General features: G+C 64.5%; 15 protein-coding genes. 13 read left to right on the forward strand and 2 right to left on the reverse strand.

Annotation, left to right across the window (positions count from 1 at the left end):
* Positions 1–87: 87 nt before the first annotated feature.
* From mltG to SPH52_RS04770, 10 genes are all read left to right on the forward strand, one after another.
* Positions 88–1,092, forward strand: coding sequence for an endolytic transglycosylase MltG (gene mltG, locus SPH52_RS04725; RefSeq protein ID WP_411793837.1), 1,005 nt, complete (start codon positions 88–90; stop codon positions 1,090–1,092).
* A gap of 24 nt (positions 1,093–1,116) precedes the next feature.
* Complete coding sequence (tmk, locus tag SPH52_RS04730; protein WP_411793838.1) at positions 1,117–1,770, forward strand: dTMP kinase; 654 nt, start codon at positions 1,117–1,119, stop codon at positions 1,768–1,770.
* Complete coding sequence (locus SPH52_RS04735) at positions 1,761–2,762, forward strand: DNA polymerase III subunit delta' (RefSeq protein WP_411793839.1); 1,002 nt, start codon at positions 1,761–1,763, stop codon at positions 2,760–2,762. The genes tmk and SPH52_RS04735 overlap by 10 nt, the downstream gene beginning before the upstream one ends.
* Before the next feature lie 23 nt (positions 2,763–2,785).
* Complete coding sequence (locus tag SPH52_RS04740; protein WP_411793840.1) at positions 2,786–3,121, forward strand: PilZ domain-containing protein; 336 nt, start codon at positions 2,786–2,788, stop codon at positions 3,119–3,121.
* Positions 3,122–3,171: 50 nt separating this feature from the next.
* Positions 3,172–4,017 (forward strand): TatD family hydrolase, encoded by an 846-nt coding sequence (locus SPH52_RS04745; RefSeq protein ID WP_411793841.1) that lies wholly within the window; start codon positions 3,172–3,174, stop codon positions 4,015–4,017.
* A 33-nt stretch (positions 4,018–4,050) separates the two neighbouring features.
* Positions 4,051–4,605, forward strand: coding sequence for a DUF1285 domain-containing protein (locus SPH52_RS04750; protein ID WP_411793842.1), 555 nt, complete (start codon positions 4,051–4,053; stop codon positions 4,603–4,605).
* Complete coding sequence (locus SPH52_RS04755) at positions 4,602–6,833, forward strand: ATP-dependent helicase (RefSeq protein WP_411793843.1); 2,232 nt, start codon at positions 4,602–4,604, stop codon at positions 6,831–6,833. The genes SPH52_RS04750 and SPH52_RS04755 overlap by 4 nt, the downstream gene beginning before the upstream one ends.
* Positions 6,830–7,663 carry a sulfurtransferase gene (locus SPH52_RS04760; protein WP_411793844.1) on the forward strand — a complete coding sequence of 278 codons (834 nt, stop codon included), beginning with the start codon at positions 6,830–6,832 and terminating at the stop codon, positions 7,661–7,663. The genes SPH52_RS04755 and SPH52_RS04760 overlap by 4 nt, the downstream gene beginning before the upstream one ends.
* Before the next feature lie 84 nt (positions 7,664–7,747).
* Positions 7,748–8,725, forward strand: coding sequence for a Gfo/Idh/MocA family protein (locus SPH52_RS04765; RefSeq protein ID WP_411793845.1), 978 nt, complete (start codon positions 7,748–7,750; stop codon positions 8,723–8,725).
* Positions 8,726–8,741: 16 nt separating this feature from the next.
* Positions 8,742–9,830: a DegT/DnrJ/EryC1/StrS family aminotransferase gene (locus tag SPH52_RS04770; RefSeq protein WP_411793846.1), complete on the forward strand. Its 1,089-nt coding sequence runs from the start codon at positions 8,742–8,744 to the stop codon at positions 9,828–9,830.
* Between the two features lie 95 nt (positions 9,831–9,925).
* Here the strand turns inward: SPH52_RS04770 and SPH52_RS04775 are convergent, their stop codons facing one another.
* Positions 9,926–11,593, reverse strand: coding sequence for an electron transfer flavoprotein-ubiquinone oxidoreductase (locus tag SPH52_RS04775; protein WP_411793847.1), 1,668 nt, complete (start codon positions 11,591–11,593; stop codon positions 9,926–9,928).
* 348 nt (positions 11,594–11,941) lie between these two features.
* Between SPH52_RS04775 and SPH52_RS04780 the strand changes: the two genes are divergently transcribed.
* The 3 genes from SPH52_RS04780 to SPH52_RS04790 all read left to right on the forward strand — a co-directional run bounded on the left by SPH52_RS04780 (position 11,942) and on the right by SPH52_RS04790 (position 14,453).
* On the forward strand, positions 11,942–12,691 hold the full coding sequence (locus SPH52_RS04780) for an electron transfer flavoprotein subunit beta/FixA family protein (RefSeq protein ID WP_411793848.1): 750 nt from the start codon (positions 11,942–11,944) through the stop codon (positions 12,689–12,691).
* A 14-nt stretch (positions 12,692–12,705) separates the two neighbouring features.
* Entirely contained in the window at positions 12,706–13,632 is a 927-nt protein-coding gene (locus SPH52_RS04785; RefSeq protein ID WP_411793849.1) for an electron transfer flavoprotein subunit alpha/FixB family protein, read from the forward strand.
* 209 nt (positions 13,633–13,841) lie between these two features.
* Positions 13,842–14,453 (forward strand): superoxide dismutase, encoded by a 612-nt coding sequence (locus SPH52_RS04790; RefSeq protein WP_411793850.1) that lies wholly within the window; start codon positions 13,842–13,844, stop codon positions 14,451–14,453.
* Between the two features lie 135 nt (positions 14,454–14,588).
* On the opposite strand, the gene SPH52_RS04795 is transcribed toward SPH52_RS04790, so the two are convergent.
* Complete coding sequence (locus tag SPH52_RS04795; RefSeq protein ID WP_411793851.1) at positions 14,589–15,356, reverse strand: ABC transporter ATP-binding protein; 768 nt, start codon at positions 15,354–15,356, stop codon at positions 14,589–14,591.
* Positions 15,357–15,414: the final 58 nt, after the last annotated feature.

A 15,414-nucleotide genomic window follows, 5' to 3' on the forward strand; every position in this document is an offset into this window, starting at 1 on the left:
CCGGCATGGCGAAGCGAACTTCGCAGGCTTTGTTCCGCAGACTGAGAAATACGCGGGCTGAATAATAGTGAGCAACGAGGAAGGCGCATGCTGCGTTTGGTGAAGTTTCTGTTGGTGCTGATCATCGTGGCAGCCATTGCGGCCTTTGCCGGATATCACTATTGGGAGAGCCGGCTCGAGGCTCCCATTGCGGTGGAAGAGGAAACGCTCTATGAAGTACCGCGTGGGGCGGGTTACAACCGGGTGGTAGCGGACCTGGCGGATCGCGGCATGATTGAGAACGAATGGGCGTTTCGCCTGCTGACGCGGTTGGAACCCGAGACGATCCCGAGGCTGCGTACCGGCGAGTACATGCTCGAGCCGGGCATGAGCGGGCGCGAGCTGATCGAGCTGCTCGGCAGCGACCAGGTCGTCACCTACCCGCTGACCATTCCCGAAGGCTGGACCTTCCGCCAGATGCGCGCCCGTCTCGATACTGCACCCAAGCTCGAGAATCGTACAGCGGAGCTCAGCGACGAGGAGGTCATGGCGCTGCTGGAGCGTGAGGGGCGACACCCTGAGGGCTGGTTCTTCCCCGATACCTATCGCTACCACAAGGGCATGAGCGATGTTGATATCCTGCGCCAGGCATTGACACGCATGGAGCAGGTGCTGGACGAGATCTGGGAAGCTCGCAGCGACGACCTGCCCATCGAGACGCCCTATGAGGCACTGATCATGGCCTCGCTGATCGAACGTGAAACCGGTGCCCCCGAGGAGCGCCGCGAAATTGCCGGTGTCTTCAAGCGCCGCATGGAGCGCGGCATGCGCCTGCAGACCGACCCTACCGTGATCTACGGCATGGGCGAGCGCTATATGGGACGCATCACTCGCGCCGACCTGCAGGAGGCCACGCCGTACAATACCTACGTGATCCCCGGCATGCCGCCGACACCCATCGCCATGCCGGGGCGCGCTTCGCTTGAGGCTGCCGTCGACCCGCTGCCCGGCGAAACCCTCTACTTCGTCTCGCGGGGTGACGGTACGCACCACTTCTCGCGTACGCTGCGCGAACACAACAATGCCGTGAACCGCTACATCCGCAACCGTTGAGCGGCCGGACTGACAGGAGCCCCGATGCAACAGCGTGGACGATTCATCACCCTGGAAGGCGGGGAAGGGGTCGGCAAGTCGACCAACCTGGAGTGGGTGGCCCAGTGGCTGGCGGCACGCGGTGTCGAGGTGGTACGCACGCGGGAACCCGGGGGCACACCACGGGCCGAGGCCATTCGTGAGTTGCTGCTCTCGCCGCAGGCCGACGAGCCGCTCGACGCCGATGCCGAGCTATTGCTGGTATTCGCTGCTCGTGCTCAGCACCTGGCACAGCGCATTCGTCCGGCGCTCGAGCGGGGTGCCTGGGTACTTTGCGACCGCTTCACCGATGCCACTTTCGCCTACCAGGGCGGTGGACGCGGCATCGACCCGGGTCGTATCGCCGAGCTGGAACGCTTCGTCCAGCAAGGGCTCGAGCCCGACCTGACGCTGTTGCTCGACATGCCGGTGGAAGCGGCCCAGCGGCGCCTGCAAGGCCGTCTGGCAGCCAGCGGCGAGACCCGCGATCGCTTCGAGCAGGAGCATGTGACCTTCTTCGAAGCCGTGCGACGCGCCTACCTGGCGCGGGCCCATGCGGCACCTCGGCGGGTGGCGGTCATCGATGCCGATGCTCCACTGGCAGCCGTGCAAGCGCGCCTTTCGGCATGCCTGGAAGAGCGGGTGAAGGGATGGCTGTGAACGAGCCCTCACTGCCCACGCCACTGCCCTGGCAGGAGCCGCTGTGGCGTCAGTTCCTGGCGCTGCATCGTGGGGCTCGTCTGCCGCATGCGCTGCTGCTCTCGGGGCCGCACGGTGTCGGCAAGCAGCGCTTCGCCGACGCCATGGTCAACTATTTGCTATGCACCTCTCCGGGAGAGGTGGCCTGCGGCCAGTGCCATGGCTGCCATATGCTGGCGTCCGGCTATCATCCCGACCTGCTGCGTGTTTCGCCGGAAGAGGGCAAGCGACAGATCCGCATCGACCCCATCCGCGAAGTCAATGCCTTCGTTGCCCAGACCGCTCAGCAGGGCGGCCATCGTGTGATCGTGTTGTCGCCGGCCGAAGCGATGAACGTGGCTGCCGCCAACGCGCTGCTCAAGAGCCTGGAGGAGCCAGGGGCTCGCACGCAGTTCTTGCTGCTCGCGGACGTACCATCACGCATGCTGGCCACCATTCGTTCGCGTTGCCAGCACTGGAACCTGCCGCTGCCGCAGCCCGAGCAGAGCCTGGCGTGGCTGGCGAAGCAACTGGACAGCCGTGAGGAGGCCGAATTCTGGTACCAGGTCTCGGGTGGTTTGCCGTTGCTGGCCGCCGAACTGGCTACTCCCGAATCCAGGGCGCTGCGCAAGCAACTGCATGAGACCTTCGATGCCTTGGTGCGCGGCGCCGAGCCGGTTGCGGAGGCGGCCCGTCTCGACCGTCAGTCCCTGGAGGCGATCCTGTGGTACGGTATTGCCTGGCTCGAGGATCTCATTCGCCTGGGCTTGTCGGGAGAGGCTTCGGAGGTACGCAATCCCGACCTGTTGCCGCTCTACCGCCAGGCGGTCAAGAACGCTCGGGTGCAGGACTGGTTCCGGTTACTGGACTTTGCGCGGGAGCAGCGCCGACTGCTGGCCGCAGGTGGCAATCCGAATCCCCAGTTGGTCCTCGAGGCCTGGCTGGTACGCTGGTCGACCCTGCTACGCTCCTAGGCAGGGCAAAGGAAGGAGAACCCATGGCACCGCAGAAGGCCTTGTCACTGGCGATACAGGACGAGCAGACGCTGCTCTCCGCCTACATGCCCCTGCTGGAGCGGGGCGGAATCTTCGTGCCCACCCGGGAACGCTACGAGCTGGGCCAGGAGGTCTACCTGCTGCTGACCCTACCCGGCGAGAGCGAACGGGTGCCGGTGACCGGTCAGGTCGTCTGGGTCTCTCCCGATGGCGTGGCGGGGCGGCGGGTGCCGGGTATCGGCATCCATTTCAGCCCCGAGGACCATACCGTGCGAGACCGCATCGAAACTCTGCTGGCGGGGCAACTGGACAAGGGTGCTCCGACCTATACCCTGTGAGCGGAAAGCGCCTCATTCCGCACCAATACACCTGACGAGTTCCACCCTGCATGTTTGTCGATTCGCACTGCCACCTCGACCGCCTCGATCCCGCCACCCATGATGGCAGCCTCGCCGCCGTCCTGGAGGCGGCCCGTGCTCGTGACGTACGCCAGTTCCTGGCCATTGCGGTGACCCTTGAGGACGTGCCGAACCTGGCCGCGATCGCTCGTGAGCACGCCGACGTGGCGATTTCCGCCGGCGTGCATCCGATGCATATGCTGGAACGTGAGCCCGACCTCGAAACCCTCAAGGAGACGGCGGAGCGCTTCGGTGCCGTGGCCATCGGCGAGTGCGGCCTGGACTACCATTATCTCGACAAGACGCCCGAGCGCGTGCCGTCGCGGAAGGTGCAACGCGAACGCTTCCGGCGCCACCTGATCGCCGCCACAGAGCTCGAGCTACCGGTGATCGTGCATACCCGCGATGCCCGTGAGGACACCCTGGCGTTGATTCGCGAGCATAGTGACCCGGCCATCGGCGGGGTGCTGCACTGTTTTACCGAGGACCTCGAGATGGCGCGGCAGGCGGTTCGTCACGGCTTCTACATTTCGCTTTCCGGCATCGTCACTTTTCGTAATGCCGAAAGCCTACGCGAGGTGGCGCGCCGCGTGCCTCTCGATCGGTTGCTGATCGAGACCGACAGCCCCTATCTTGCGCCGGTCCCGCATCGCGGCAAGCCCAACGAGCCGGCCTGGGTGGTGGAAGTGGCCCAGTGCATCGCCCATGAGCGCGGCATCAGCGTCGAGGAGGTTGCCATGCAGACTACGGCCAACTTCTACCAGCTGTTTCGCGATGCTGCTCCGGAAGTGTCTGACGATACCCGTGAAGTCCTGGCCCGGGCCGGCCTGGTGTAGCCCAGGAGAGAATTTCATGTCGAAGGGACAAGCATGAACCTGGACCCACTGCTCAACCATGTCTATGCCGGCGGCGCCATTCCGCCTGTCGACCGCTGGCAGCCAACCCAGGCAGGGGAGATGGACCTGGAAATCGCCGCCGACGGCCGCTGGTTCCACGAAGGCAGCGAGATGACGCGCCCCCGCCTGGTCAGGCTGCTCTCGACGCTGCTTCGCCGTGAGGAGGATGGCCATTACTACCTGGTCACGCCGGTGGAGAAGCAGCGTATCCGCGTGATCGACCGCCCCTTCGTCGTGGTCGACGCCGAACAGGACGAGGCAGGGGACTGGTGGCTGACCACCCATGCCGGCGATCGCCTGCGGTTGGATGACGAGCATCGGCTGCAACTGAGCGCAATGCCGGATGGTGCGCCGGTGCCCGAGGTGTCGGTTCGCTTCGGTCTCTCGGCCCGGCTGGGACGCAATGTCTTCTACCGCCTGGTGGAGCATGCCGAACAGCGCCAGGATGGGAGCGGGGCGCTCGAACTCGGCCTGACCAGCGCAGGTGTATGGCAGCCGCTGGGCGAGCTGCCGGCCGAGGCTTCGTGAGGCTGACCGAGGAACAGCGTGCCGTCGTCGAGCATGGTGCCGGCCATGCGCGGGTCGCTGCCGTGGCGGGGGCCGGCAAGACGACGACCTTGGTCGCGCGGGTGTTGCACTTGCTCAAGCAAGGAGTCCCGGCGAATCGAATCCTGGTGCTGATGTTCAACCGCTCGGCACGCGAGGATTTCCAGCGTCGGCTCGTCGAGATGGCACCAGTTGGCCAGCGCCTTCCGGACGTGCGTACTTTTCACTCGCTGGGACATCGCCTGACCGCCAGCCTGACCCGCTGGGGGGCGTTGACTCCTCGTCGGCTGATTGCCGCCGACTGGCAGGTGGAACGGCTGCTGCGCCAGGCTACACTCGACGTGCTGGAGGACGACGACCGGCGTGAAATGGCACTAGAGGCCGACAATCTGGAGGCACTGGCACATTTCTGCGGCCTGGTGAAGGCCGAAATGTTGCCGGCGGCCACGCTCCTGGAGCGGCTCGATTACGACGAAGGCAGCGAGCACTTCGCCGAGACGTTCGAGCGCCTCGAGGTGTTGCTCGACGAGCACGGTCTCATGACCTATTCCGACCTGCTCTATCGGCCCCTGCGTGCGCTGGAGGCGGATATTGGCCTGGTGCGGCGGGTCCAGGGCTATCTCGACCAGGCGATCGTCGATGAGTACCAGGACATCAACCAGGCCCAGCTAAGGCTGCTGGCGCTGCTTGCCGGACGCGATGCCGACGTGATGGCGGTAGGAGATGCCAACCAGTGCATCTACGAGTGGCGGGGCGCCCATCCCGACACCATGCGCGAGCACTTCACCGCCACCTTCGGCACGGCAACCGATTATCCGCTCTCGACCACTTTTCGGCACGGCCACTCGCTGGCGCTGCTGGCCAACCATGCGATTGCCGCCAACCGGCGGCGGCCCGATCAGCTGTGCCTGGCTGCACCCGGCAACCCGCGCACTGAACTGGCCGTCGAGCAGGGCAGGGCGCCGCTGTTGGCGGCCCTGGACCACTGGCAGCAGGGCGGCAGGACGCTGAGCGAGGCCTGCCTGCTGGTACGCAGCTGGGCGCTGTCGGTACCCGTGCAGCTGCAGCTGCTGCAGTCCGGCATCCCGTTTCGTCTGTCGCGCGAAGATCGCTTCGTCTTTCGTCTGCCGCTGGTGCAGGCCCTGGCCGGCTACCTGCGCCTGGCGCGAGCTCCTGCCCTGCTGCACGATCCGGCCCACCTCCTGCGCCTGTTCGAGCAGCCCACGCCATTCGTCGCCCGTGAGCGTCTCGTTGCCCTGGCCCAGCACCTGGCACAGACGCAGTGCTATCCCGAGCGGGGCGACCCTTTGCTGGCGGGCCTAAAACCCATGCAGCGTCGCAATCTCAAGCGGCGCTGGACGCTGCTGTGCGAGCTGCCGCGGCTCGGCGATTGGCCACCGGCTCGGCTGCTGACGCACATCGTCGATACCTTGGATGCCGAAAAGGTACTCAAGCGAGCCGCTGCGCGCCGTGAGAAAGGCGAGGAGGACGTACGCCTGCTCGACGTGCTCGTCGAGCAGGCTGGCGAGACGCGCCACATCGACGCATTCATCGAGCTTCTCGAACGGCCCGTCGAGAACCATGCCGATGGACTCTTGATCACCACCGTGCATGGCGCCAAGGGCCTGGAGTGGCCGTTGGTGGCGCTGGCCGGCGCCAACGAAGAGGACTTTCCCCACTACAGCCGTGACAACCCGCTGTCGCCTGAGCGGCTGGAAGAGGAGCGACGGTTGTTCTACGTCGCAGTGACCCGCGCCCGCGAGCGCCTGCTGCTGCTGCATGACGGCGGTGATCATCGCCCCAGCCGTTTTCTTGCCGAGACGGCATGGGAGGATTGCCGCCAAGTCGCGTCTCGACTGTCGGATCCGGTAGAGGAAAATGCTGCCTTGGCGGTAGCTTCGCCTGAGCTGGTCTCGCGCTACCTGGCTGCAGTAGGCCATGATGGAGTAAGACTCACCCAAAGCACGCAGGAGATTGCCGAACCGGGGGCGAGCTATGCCGCGCACCTCTTCCACCCTGGGCAGCGGTTGCGCCATGCGGTATTCGGCGAGGGCGAGGTCGTGGTGGTGGAGGGAGACCCTACGAACCCGGTGGTCGAGGTAAACTTCAAGCAGGCCGGCCGGCGTCGTCTGCTGGCTTGCCGGGCCCCTATCGAGCTGCTCGCCAGCGAAGGGGCTGTCAAAGCGCCTGCCCAAGGAGAACGCGCATGAATCGAGTGCTGATCACAGCCAGCGAGCTGGCCGAGTCGCTGCAGGGGCAAGACCCACCGAGAGTTCTCGATTGCCGGGCGCGACTCGGCGACAACACTGCCGGCCACCGCCTGTGGGAGGCCGGCCACGTGCCCGGCAGCTTGCATCTCGACCTCGATCGCGACCTGGCGGCTGAGCCGGGTGAAGGCGGCCGCCACCCATTACCCTCACCCGATGCCTTTGCCGCCACGCTACAGCGGCTCGGTATCTCGCCTAGCGTTCCCGTTGTGGTACTGGACGACATGGGCGGCCAACTGGCCGCAGCTCGGGCCTGGTGGATGTTGTCCGTCTGGGCGGGGCATCCCGATGTGCGGGTGCTCGACGGCGGGCTGCACGCCTGGCAGGAGGAGGGGGGTGAGCTGGGGCTGGGCCAGGAGCCGCTGCCCGAGCCGAGCCAATGGCAGCCAGCATTCGATGGCAGCACACGCCTGGACGCCGATGAAGTCTTTTCGGGGCGTGAGCTCAAGGTCGATGCCCGCAGTCAGGAGCGTTTTCGCGGTGAAGCCGAGCCCATCGATGCGGTAGCCGGACACATACCCGGCGCGGTGTGTCGCCCCAGTGCTGCCAACCTGACTGAAGCGGGGCGCTTCAAGGCGGCCGAAGCGCTGGACGCCGAGCTACCCCATGGTGAAGCCATCGTGGCCTATTGTGGCTCCGGCGTGACCGCCTGCCACAATATCCTGGCCTATGCCATTGCGGGGCGGCCCTTGCCCCGGCTCTACCCGGGATCGTGGAGCGAGTGGATTCGCGACCCATCGAGGCCTGTAGCCCGCGCGACTGACCGCGACTGACTTGAATTGCCCAGCGTGCGACTTGTACCGTCAACCGCAGGGTTTCATGGAGATGTCACAAAAGGGAATTGAGGGGATAACAATATGAATTTTGCGCTCATTGGAGCTGCGGGGTACATCGCACCGCGCCATATGCAGGCCATCAAGGATACGGGCCACACACTGGTGTCAGCCTACGACATCAACGATTCGGTGGGTATCATTGACTCCATTTCCACAGACTGTGCCTTCTTCACCGAGTTTGAATATTTCATGGAGCATGCCTGGCGACTCAGGCGCGAGAAGAAGAGGGCGATCGACTATTGGGTGGTGTGCTCTCCCAACCATTTTCACAGCGCCCACATCACTGCCGGCCTGCACCTTGGCTGCAACGTGATTTGCGAGAAACCGCTTGTATCGACGCCAGCCCAGCTCGATGAGCTGCGCTCGGTCGAGAAGGAGACGGGGCAGCGTGTCTTCAGCATCATGCAACTGCGCCACCATCCGGCGATTCACGAGCTGCGCGACAAGGTGCTGGCCGAGCAGCGGGATGGCCAGTACGACGTCGAGCTGACCTACATCACCGCACGCGGCCCCTGGTACCTGGCCAGTTGGAAAGGCGATCCGCGCAAGTCGTTCGGCGTGATGGCGGAAATAGGCATTCATTTCTTCGACATGCTTCACGTGATCTTCGGCGAGCTGAAGGCGCAGGCGCTGCACTACCATGACGAGCACAAGGCCGCCGGCTATCTCGAATACGAGAAGGCCCGGGTGCGCTGGTTCCTCTCCATCGACGCCGAGGATCTGCCCGCGCGCGTACGCGGCCAGCACGCCACCTACCGCAGCATCATCTGCGACGGCGAGGAGTTCGAGTTCTCCAGCGGCTTCACCGACCTGCATACCGTCAGCTATCGCGAGGTGCTCGCCGGCCGGGGCTTCGGTATCGAGACCGTGCGGCACTGCCTCGATACCGTCTATCAGCTGGGCCAGGCGACCCCGCAGGCGCCGCGTGAAGACGAGGCCCACTCTCAGTTGGCCAGGCTTGCGCCGACGCGACCGGTTGTCGTGGCCGGGCGTGGCTGAGTGGAGGGCAGGCGCAATGAACTTCATCGACCTTGCCGCCCAGCAGGCCCGGATCAAGCCCCAGTTGGACGCCGCCATCCAGACCGTGCTGGCGCATGGGCGCTATGTGATGGGGCCCGAGGTGGCTGAACTGGAGCAGCGCCTAGCCGACTATGTGGGCGTGGCCCACTGCATCGGCTGCGCCAATGGCACAGATGCCCTGCAGATCGCTCTGATGGCGCTCGATATCGGTCCCGGTGACGAAGTCATCGTGCCTGGGTTTACTTTCATCGCCAGTGCCGAAAGCATCGTGCTGGCCGGTGCCAGGCCGGTCTACGCGGATATCGACCCGCATACCTACCTGCTCGACCCTGCCCGGGTCGAGGCGGCAATCACGCCACGTACTCGCGCTATCATGCCGGTGTCGATGTTCGGCCAATGCGCCGACATGGAGGCGATCGATGCGCTGGCGCGCAATCACGACCTGGCCGTGGTGGAGGATGCCGCCCAGAGCTTCGGGGCCACCCGGCATGGGCGCCGCTCCTGCGGCTTGTCGCGCATCGCCTGCACCAGCTTCTTTCCCAGCAAGCCGCTAGGCGCCTATGGCGATGGCGGGGCGCTGTTCACCGATGACAACACCCTGGCCGAGGCGATTCGCCTGGTGGCACGCCACGGCGAATCGAGCCGCTATCACCATACCCGTATCGGCATGAACAGCAGGCTGGATACGCTGCAGGCCGCCATCCTGCTGGCCAAGCTGGCGCTGTTCGACGAGGAGGTGGCGTTACGCCAGCAGACGGCTGCGCGCTACGATCGGCTATTGGGCGAAGCAGGCTTCGCCAAGGCTCCGCGTATCGCTCCCGGCAATACCAGCGTCTACGCCCAGTACAGCATTCGCGTACCACGCCGCGACGAGGTGCGGGTTCACCTGTCCGAGGTGGGTGTGCCGACCGCCGTGCACTACCCGCTACCGCTCAGCCATCAGCCTGCAGTTGCCGACCCTGATTGTCGGTTGCCGGTTACCGAGTCGGTATGTCAGGAGATCCTCAGCCTGCCGATGCATCCCTATCTTGAGGCCGAGCAGCAGAAGCGCGTGGTCGACGCCTTGGCGAAGGCGCTGGTCTGAGCCTTTCGCTTGAGGAACGACAAGGGGCGTGCCAATGGCACGCCCCTTGTTCGCTTTGGGTGCGCTGGGCCGTTACATGTTCGGGGGCCAGTGGGTCACATATTGGGATAGTTGGGGCCACCGCCGCCTTCCGGCGCCACCCAGCGGATGTTCTGGGCCGGGTCCTTGATGTCGCAGGTCTTGCAGTGTACGCAGTTCTGGAAGTTGATCTGGAAGCGCGGCTTGCCTTCTTCCTCGACAACCTCGTAGACGCCGGCCGGGCAGTAGCGCTGCGCCGGCTCGGCGTATTTCGGCAGGTTTTCCCGAATGGGAATTTCCGGGTCCAGCAGCTTCAGATGGCTCGGCTGGTCCTCTTCATGGTTGGTGTTCGACAGGAACACCGAGGAGAGCTTGTCGAAGGAGAGCTTGCCGTCGGGCTTGGGGTAGTCGATCTTCTCGAACTTGTCGGCCGGCTCGAGAGCGGCGTAGTCCGGCGTGGTGTCGTGCAGGTTGGGCAGCTTGCCGCCGAGCAACTGGTTGACGAAGTTATAGGCTCCGCCGCCCACGGTGCCGTACTTGTGGATCGCCGGGCCGAAGCTGGCGGTCTCCTTGAGCTCGGCATAGGCCCAGCTCTGCTCCCATTTCTGGGTGAAAGCTGTCAGATCCCGCCCGCCCTCGTCACCGCTCGCGATGGCTTCGAAGACCGCTTCGGCCGCCACCAGGCCGGACTTCATGGCGGTATGCAGGCCCTTGATCTTGGCGAAGTTGAGCGTGCCGGCGTCGCAGCCGATCAGCAGCCCGCCGGGGAAGGTCATCTTCGGCAGGCAGTTGAGGCCGCCCTTGGTGATGGCCCGCGCCCCGTAGGCCACGCGCTTGCCGCCCTGGAGATGCTTGGCCAGCACCGGGTGGTGTTTCATGCGCTGGAACTCGTCGAAGGGCGAGAGCCAGGGGTTGCGGTAGGAGAGGTCCATGATCAGGCCGACCACTACCTGATGGTTCTCGGCATGGTAGAGGAACCAGCCGCCGTGGGTGTCCTTGGCCAGCGGCCAGCCCGAGCCGTGCAGTATCAGGCCCGGCTCGTGCTGCTCGGCGGGGACGTCCCACAGTTCCTTGAGGCCGATGCCGTAGTGCTGGGGATCCTTGCCTTGGTCGAGCTTGAAGCGCGAGATCAGCCCCTTGCCCAGGTGGCCACGAGCACCCTCGGCGAACAGGGTGTACTTGGCGCGCAGCTCCATGCCAGGCGTGTAGCTGTCCTTGGGCGTGCCGTCGGCGCCCACGCCCATGTCGCCGATGAGAATGCCACGTACGGTGCCGTTTTCGTCGTGAATCACTTCCTGAGCAGCGAAGCCGGGGAACACCTCGACACCTAGCCCTTCGGCCTGTTCGGCCAGCCAGCGGCACAGGTTGCCGGCGCTGATCACGTAGCGGGTGAGGTCTCCGCCGGTGTTGTGCATGCTCTTGGGCACCAGGGCATTGGGCAGCTTCTGGGCCTTCTCGGCGTCCTTGAGCAGGTAGAGCTCATCGCGGGTCGCGGGGGTGGTCAACGGGGCGCCACGCTCTTCCCAATCGGGGAACAGCTCGGCCAGTGCGCGAGGCTCGAACACAGCCCCGGAAAGGATATGGGCGCCCACCTCGGAGCCTTTCTCCACCACGCACACCGTCAGCTCCTGGCCCGCCTCATTCGCCTGTTGCATCAGGCGACAGGCAGCCGATAGCCCCGAGGGGCCGGCGCCGACGATCACCACGTCGAAGTCCATCGAATCGCGTTCTACTTGCTCAGACATGCCAGTCGCTCCTCCCTCGGCTTCGGCGTCGGAGTCGTGCCACCAACGTCGAAGAAAAATAAAACGGTCGTTTGCTTCTAGATATTCTACATGATAGGCATAATAAACGACTCAGGACACCCCTACGATGGCAATGTACGATGACACCGCACTGCCAGGGGATTGTTGCCACCAGTCGGCCTGTGGCACATTGGCAAGGTTTTTTGGTTTGATGCCTATCAAACGCTTGCATGAAACGCATAAAGGAATACCAATCGGTTCCAAGGGATCGTTGACCTTCCTTGAAGGCGCCGGGCGTCAGCGAGTCCAAAACCAGACGGTTCACCCATCGAACCAAGCGAGGACACCATGAAAGTACTCGTCGCGGTCAAACGCGTCATCGACTACAACGTCAAGATCCGCGTCAAGGCGGATCACTCCGACGTCGACCTCACCAACGTCAAGATGGCCATGAACCCCTTCTGCGAAATCGCCGTGGAAGAGGCGGTGCGGCTGAAGGAGCGCGGCGTGGCCACCGAGGTCGTCGCCGTGACCATCGGCCCCAAGGCCGCCCAGGAGCAGCTGCGTACCGCGCTGGCGCTGGGTGCCGATCGTGCCGTGCATGTCGAGAGCGAAGAGCGCGTCGAGTCGCTGGCCGTGGCCAAGCTGCTGGCCAAGGTGGTCGAGGAAGAGCAGCCAGGGCTGGTCATCCTCGGCAAGCAGGCCATCGATACCGACAACAACCAGACCGGCCAGATGCTGGCTGCGCTGACCGGGTTGCCCCAGGGCACCTTCGCCTCCGAGGTCGTGGTGGAGAATGACAAAGTGCAGGTGACGCGCGAAGTCGATGGCGGCCTGCAGACCGTCGAGCTGAGCCTGCCGGCCATCGTCACCACCGACCTGCGCCTCAACGAGCCGCGCTACGCCAAGCTGCCCGACATCATGAAGGCCAAGAAGAAGCCGCTGGACGTCAAGTCGCCGGCCGACCTCGGCGTCGAAGTCGCCAGCAAGCTGACGCTGCTCAAGGTCGAATCGCCGGCCGAGCGCAAGGGCGGCATCAAGGTGGGCTCCGTGGATGAGCTCGTGGACAAACTCAAGAACGAAGCCAAAGTCATTTGACAGGAGCTGATCTGATGAGCGTACTGGTTCTAGCCGAACATCACGACGGCGTCCTGGTCGGCGCCACTGCCCACGTGGTCGCTGCGGCCCAGGCCATCGGCGGCGACATCGACGTGCTGGTCGCCGGGGAAAACGTCGGCGCCGTGGCCGACGCCGCCGCCAAGCTCGACGGCGTGAGCAAGGTCCGCGTGGCCGACCATGCCGTCTATGCCCACCAGCTGGCCGAGCCCATGGGCGCGCTGCTGGTCGAGCTCGCCGGCGACTATTCCCATATCCTCGCCGCCGCCTCCACCACCGGCAAGAACGTGCTGCCGCGGGTCGCCGCGCTGAAGGACGTCAGCCAGCTCTCGGAGATCGTCGAGGTGGTCGACGCCGACACCTTCAAGCGCCCCATCTACGCCGGCAACGCCATCGCCACGGTCAAGAGCGATGACAGCCTCAAGGTCATCACCGTGCGCAGTACCGGCTTCGATGCCGTGGGCGAGGGCGGAAGCGCTTCCATCGAAAGCGTCGATACGATCGTCGACAACAGCCAGTCCCGCTTCGTCAAGCAGGAGCTGGCCGAGAGCGACCGTCCCGAACTGGCCGCGGCCAAGGTAGTCATCTCCGGCGGGCGTGGCATGGGCAGCGGCGAGAACTTCAAGCTGCTCGACGGCATCGCCGACAAGCTGGGGGCGGCCATCGGCGCCTCCCGCGCGGCGGTGGACGCCGGCTTCGTGCCCAACGACATGCAGGTGGGGCAGACCGGCAAGATCGTCGCCCCCGAGCTCTACATCGCCGTGGGCATCAGCGGGGCGATCCAGCACCTGGCCGGCATGAAGGACTCCAAGGTGATCGTGGCGATCAACAAGGACGAGGAGGCACCGATCTTCCAGGTGGCGGATTATGGATTGGTCGGCGACCTGTTCCAGATCCTGCCGGAGCTCGAGAGCAAGCTCTGACCTCAATGTCGTGATGCTCGACGAAGCCGGCTCCGCAAGGAGCCGGCTTCTTGCTGAGTGGCTGCTCCGTTCTGGGCGGAGGCCTGCTGTGTGGTGTAGTGTGTCCCTGCCTTGAGAAAAAGGAGTCTCGAGACGGTTGAAATTGACGGTCGGCGACCGCACCTCATTGAATTGCAGCACAACCAAAGCCACCAAAGGAGATGATCAACATGGCACATACCCTCCCTGACCTGCCGTACGCCTACGATGCGCTCGAGCCGCACATCGATGCCATGACCATGGAGATCCACCACTCGCGTCACCACCAGACCTACGTCAACAACCTGAATGCCGCTCTGGAAGGAACGGGTCTGGAGGACATGCCGGTCGACGAGCTGCTCGCCAACCTCGACCGCGTGCCGGCGGACAAGCGTCAGGCAGTGATCAACAACGGCGGTGGCCACTCCAATCACACCATGTTCTGGCAGATGATGTCGCCCAACGGCGGCGGCAAGCCCAAGGGCAAGGTGGCTGAGTCCATCGACAACGAGCTGGGTGGCTTCGAGGCGTTCAAGGATGCCTTCACCAAGGCGGCCCTGGGTCGCTTCGGCAGCGGCTGGGCCTGGCTCAGCGTGACCCCGGAGAAGAAGCTGGTGGTGGAGAACAGCCTCAACCAGGATAGCCCCATCTCCAACGGCAACACCCCGGTGCTGGGCCTGGATGTGTGGGAACACGCCTACTATCTGAAGTTCCAGAACAAGCGTCCGGACTATATCGCCGAGTTCTTCAACGTGATCGACTGGGAAGAGGTGGAGCGCCGCTATCAGCAGGCGACTGCCTGATTCCAGCGTCACACGCTTCAGCAAAATCGCCGCGGCCCTTGGGCTGCGGCGATTTCGTTTGGCCGGAACGACCACTCGGCAACATGGCCAGCCCGCGAGCTGGGTTACCAGGCCGAGAGTCGGAGAGAGCCTGACTCAATAGGCGACAGCGATACGGTGCTGGCCGCTCGGGTGGGGCATGACCCGCATGGGCAGGCCGTAGATGGCTTCCAGAGTGGCGTCGGTCATCATCTCATCGGGGGAGCCGTGGGCCAGGACCCGACCGCTGTGCAGTGCGAGCAGCTCATCGCAGTAGCGTGAAGCCATGTTGATGTCGTGCAGCACGATGATCACGCACAGCTTGAGTTCGTCGCACAGCTTGCGGATCAGGGCCAGCACCTCCATCTGATGGGCGATATCGAGTGCTGCCAACGGCTCGTCGAGCAGCAGGAAGCGGCTTTCCTGGGCCAGCAGCATGGCCAGCCAGACGCGTTGCCGTTCCCCCCCGGAGAGAGTGTCCACCAGGCGGTCGGCAAAGGCTTCGGTGTGGCTGAGTTCGATGGCACGCTTGATTGCCATCTTGTCCTGGGCCGTATGGCGACCCAGCAGGCCGCGCCAGGGGTAGCGGCCGAAGCCGATCAGCTCGTACCCGGTCAGGTTCTCGGCACCGGGGAGGTGCTGGGGCAGGTAGGCGACTCGGCGGGCGAACTCGCGCTGCCCCCAGTCACCCAGGAGGCGACCGTCGAGCAGTATCTCGCCTTGGCTTGCCGGCTGCTGCTGGGCAATCAGCTTGATCAACGTCGATTTGCCCGAGCCGTTGTGGCCGATCAAACCGTAGACCTTGCCTTCCATGAAGCAGTGTTCGACGGGCTTCAGCAGCTGCTTGCCATCGATTTCGAAGGTGGCGCCCTTGACTTCGAACATGCGGGTTCCTTGTATAGCATTCCGACTGCTAAGGGTAAACGAGAATCGTTGCTCTTAT

Origin of the sequence: Halomonas sp. A29 (genome assembly GCF_046723295.1) — a bacterium.
GTDB lineage: Bacteria > Pseudomonadota > Gammaproteobacteria > Pseudomonadales > Halomonadaceae > Halomonas.

Bases quoted from the DNA above. Each gene is read 5' to 3' on its own strand.
- SPH52_RS04775 (WP_411793847.1), bottom strand. From the start codon at position 11,593: ATGTCTGAGCAAGTAGAACGCGATTCGATGGACTTCGACGTGGTGATC.
- tmk (WP_411793838.1), top strand. From the start codon at position 1,117: ATGCAACAGCGTGGACGATTCATCACCCTGGAAGGCGGGGAAGGGGTC.
- SPH52_RS04740 (WP_411793840.1), top strand. From the start codon at position 2,786: ATGGCACCGCAGAAGGCCTTGTCACTGGCGATACAGGACGAGCAGACG.
- SPH52_RS04760 (WP_411793844.1), top strand. From the start codon at position 6,830: ATGAATCGAGTGCTGATCACAGCCAGCGAGCTGGCCGAGTCGCTGCAG.
- SPH52_RS04735 (WP_411793839.1), top strand. From the start codon at position 1,761: ATGGCTGTGAACGAGCCCTCACTGCCCACGCCACTGCCCTGGCAGGAG.
- SPH52_RS04785 (WP_411793849.1), top strand. From the start codon at position 12,706: ATGAGCGTACTGGTTCTAGCCGAACATCACGACGGCGTCCTGGTCGGC.
- SPH52_RS04780 (WP_411793848.1), top strand. From the start codon at position 11,942: ATGAAAGTACTCGTCGCGGTCAAACGCGTCATCGACTACAACGTCAAG.
- SPH52_RS04770 (WP_411793846.1), top strand. From the start codon at position 8,742: ATGAACTTCATCGACCTTGCCGCCCAGCAGGCCCGGATCAAGCCCCAG.
- SPH52_RS04795 (WP_411793851.1), bottom strand. From the start codon at position 15,356: ATGTTCGAAGTCAAGGGCGCCACCTTCGAAATCGATGGCAAGCAGCTG.
- SPH52_RS04790 (WP_411793850.1), top strand. From the start codon at position 13,842: ATGGCACATACCCTCCCTGACCTGCCGTACGCCTACGATGCGCTCGAG.
- SPH52_RS04750 (WP_411793842.1), top strand. From the start codon at position 4,051: ATGAACCTGGACCCACTGCTCAACCATGTCTATGCCGGCGGCGCCATT.
- SPH52_RS04745 (WP_411793841.1), top strand. From the start codon at position 3,172: ATGTTTGTCGATTCGCACTGCCACCTCGACCGCCTCGATCCCGCCACC.
- SPH52_RS04765 (WP_411793845.1), top strand. From the start codon at position 7,748: ATGAATTTTGCGCTCATTGGAGCTGCGGGGTACATCGCACCGCGCCAT.
- mltG (WP_411793837.1), top strand. From the start codon at position 88: ATGCTGCGTTTGGTGAAGTTTCTGTTGGTGCTGATCATCGTGGCAGCC.